Consider the following 3,632-nt stretch of genomic DNA (forward strand, 5'->3'; position numbering starts at 1 on the left):
TCCACCGACGACAACCGCACACCACCAGCACCCACCAACACACCGAACGCGCCGCGCAGTGTCTCGACCGCCCGCTGAGCGGTCTCGATGTCGAACAGGGCACCGGCGCACGCGAGCGTGCCGCTCAGTCCGTCGGGTGTATCGGCGATCTCGATCTCGAGGTCCGCCTTGACGCTGTTGGTTTCGTCGGCCTCGGTGTACCGGCCGAAGCCTGCGCGGCCGAGGACGTCGTGGGTCTCGTCGACCAGGTCCGCGACCCGGAAGGACACGAGCGTCTGGAACAGCGGGTTGTGCGAGGCCGACGGCGTGGTGCCGCTGACCCGCACGATGTGGTCGAACGGCAGGTCCTGATGGGCGAACCCGCCGAGCACGACCTCCCGCACCCGGCCCAGCAACTCGTCCACCGTCGGATCCCCCGACAGATCGTGACGCAACGGCAGCGTGTTCACGAAGTACCCCACCACCGACGCCAACGCCTCGTCCGTACGGCCACCCACCGGCGACCCCACCACGATGTCGTCACCCGCACCCAACCGCTGCATCGCGATCACGACCGCGGCCTGGACCAGCATGTACATCGTGACGTCGCGTTCGGTGCACACCCGTCGCAGCGCGGCCGAGACCTCCGGATCGATCGTGAAGGCGAGTTCGAACCCGGCGAAGTCCTGGACCGCGGGTCGCGGCCGGTCGGTGGCGATCATCGACACCTCGGGGACGCCGGCGAGCCGGTCGCGCCAGTAGTCGACGTGGTCGGCCGCGGCGGTTCCGGGCCGGTCGGCGCCGGCGAGCATCGCGTCCTGCCAGGCCGCGAAGTGCCGGAAAGTCACGGATTCCGGCGTCCACTCCGGTGCGGTGCCGCCGCGGCGCGCGGTGTAGGCGCCGAGGAGGTCGCCGAGCAGCGTGGGCGTCGACCATTCGTCGACGAACGCGTGGTGCACTGCCAGCGCCGCCACCTGCGGCCGGCCGTCGACGGTGAACACCGCGGCACGCATCGCCGGGTCCAGACGGAGGGAGAGCGGGCGATCGACCCACTGCGCGACCGCGTCGGTCAGGGTGTCGGCATCGCTCACGATCTCCTCGACGGGGAACGCGCCGGTGCGCGGAGCCTCGACGTCGAGCTCGATGCCGTCCGGTCCGGGGACCAGCCGGGACCGCAGTGCCTCGTGTCGCGTGGTGAGATCGGTCAGTGCCGCCGCCCACGCGTCGGCGGAGAAGTCGTCGGGCACGGTGAGCACGAGCGGCACGGTGTAGACCGAGCCGGCTCCGGTGATCTGCTCGATCACCCACAGTGACCGCTGACCTGCCGACGCCGGAACCGTCTCCGGCACGACGACGTCGGCGACACCGATCGAGATCGCGCCCTCGGCTGCGTCGAGAGTGCGGGCGAGATCGCCGACGGACCGGGCCTCGAACAGGTCGCGCAGCGTCAGCTTGCGGGCGAAGCGGGCGGACAGGCGCGCCACGGCCCGGGTCGCGAGCAGCGAGTGCCCACCGAGGTCGAAGAAGTCGCTGTCGACACCGATGGTCACGGTGTCGTCGAGGCCGAGCACGTCGCGGAAGACCTCGGCCACTGCCCGTTCGGACTCGGTGGCCGGTGCCCGGCCTCCGTCGTGGACCGGGGCGACCGGCTCCGGCAGTGCCTTGCGGTCGAGCTTGCCGTTGACGGTCACCGGCAGCTCGTCGAGCACGGTGATCGTGGGCGGCACCATGTAGTCCGGCAGGCGCGACGAGAGATGTTCCCGCAGAGTGGAAGTCGGATCCTCACCGTCCGAGGCGCCGCGGTCGAGCGTGCAGTAGGCGGCGAGGGTCGCGTCGCGACCGGAGGTTCCGGTCCGGGCGATCACGGTGGACGAACGGACCCACGGGTGGGCGTCGAGGGCGGCGCGGATTTCGTCGAGTTCCACCCGGAACCCACGAATCTTCACCTGATCGTCACACCGACCCAGATACTCCAACCCACCGAACGCATTCCACCGCACCAGATCCCCCGTCCGATACAACCGCCCACCGGCAGCAACGACATCCCCCGTCGCTCCGCTCGCCCCGACGCCGAACGGATTCGCCACGAACGCTGTCGCCGACAACCCCGGCCGACCGTGATACCCCCGCGCCACCTGCACCCCACCGAGATACAACTCACCCGGCACCCCCACCGGAACCGGACGCAGGAACCGATCCAACACCCACGCCGACGAATTGAACGCCGGCGACCCGATCGGCAACGCCGCCCGCGACCGCGAGACCACCTCCCGCGAAATCACCTGCGAGGTGATCCCCACCGTCGCCTCCGTCGGACCGTACAGATTGAACAACCGATCCCCGAACACCTCCAACGCCGCCGACGCCGACGCAGGCGAAAGCTCCTCCCCACCACAGAACACCCGCTCCACACCCGCCACCTGCGACGGATCCGACACGAACTCGAGCAACGCATCGAGCATCGACGGCACGAACTCCACCACCGACACCGCACCCGAGGACATCAACCCCACCAGATAGGACGGATCCCGATGCCCCTCCGGCTCGGCCACCACCACCGACGCCCCCGCCACCAACGGCACGAAGAACTCCCACACCGACGCATCGAACGCCGTCGGCGCCTTCTGCAACACCCGATCCGACGCCACGATCCCCGTCGCCCGCATCTTCCACACCAGGAAATTCACCAACGACCGATGCTCGACCACCACCCCCTTCGGCCGACCCGTCGACCCCGACGTATAGATCACATACGCCGCATCCCGACCCGACACCGGCCGCGACAACACCACCGGCGCATCCGACACCCCCGACCACGCATCCCAGCAGTCCGGACCCAACTCCACCACCGGCACACCCGAGATCACCGACCGCGCCGACACATCCACCACCGCCAACGACGGCGCACCGTCGGAAACCACATACTCGATCCGCTCCACCGGATACGACGCATCCACCGGCACATACGCACCACCGGCCCGCATCACCGCCGCCAACACCACCGGCAGATCCAACGACCGCGGCACACACACCGCAACCCGATCCCCCACCCGCACACCGGCATCGACCAACACCCGAGCCAACCGATTCACCCGCGACTCGAACTGCGCATACGACAGTGACTCGTCCCCGAACACCACCGCCGGCGCCCCCGACCCGAAACCCGGAGACAACGCCAACAACCCATCCAACGTCGACACCGAAACCGGCACCGACTCACCCGCCGCGAACCCCGACACCAACACCCGATCCGCCACCGGCACCACATCCACCGACGACAACCGCACACCACCAGCACCCACCAACACACCGAACGCAGCACGCAGCGCGGCGACGAAGCGTTCGGCCGTGGCGGCCTCGAACAGTTCGGTGGCGTAGTCGACGGTCAGGTCGAGGCCGGAATCGGTTTCGGAGACCGAGATCTCGAGGTCCGCCTTGACGACCGCCAGGTCGGCGGGTTCGGTAACCGAGTCGAGCCCGGCCCCGAACGCGAGGTCGCCGGAGTCGGCGCGGTAGGCGAGCATGACCTGGTAGAGCGGATTGTGGGTGCCGATGCGTTCGGCGCCCGACGCCCGGACGATCTCCTCGAACGGCAGGTCCTGGTGGGCGAACCCGCCGAGCACGACCTCCCGCACCCGGCCCAGCAACTCGTC

At 69.3% G+C, this 3,632-nt stretch carries 1 protein-coding gene; it reads right to left on the reverse strand.

Annotated features, from left to right (window positions below; translation table 11 throughout):
* The coding region (locus I0Q12_RS11100) for a non-ribosomal peptide synthetase (protein ID WP_197251973.1) at positions 1-3,632 on the reverse strand (3,632 nt) is incomplete at both ends.

It is taken from the genome of Rhodococcus sp. CX, assembly GCF_015865005.1.
Lineage (GTDB): Bacteria > Actinomycetota > Actinomycetes > Mycobacteriales > Mycobacteriaceae > Rhodococcus.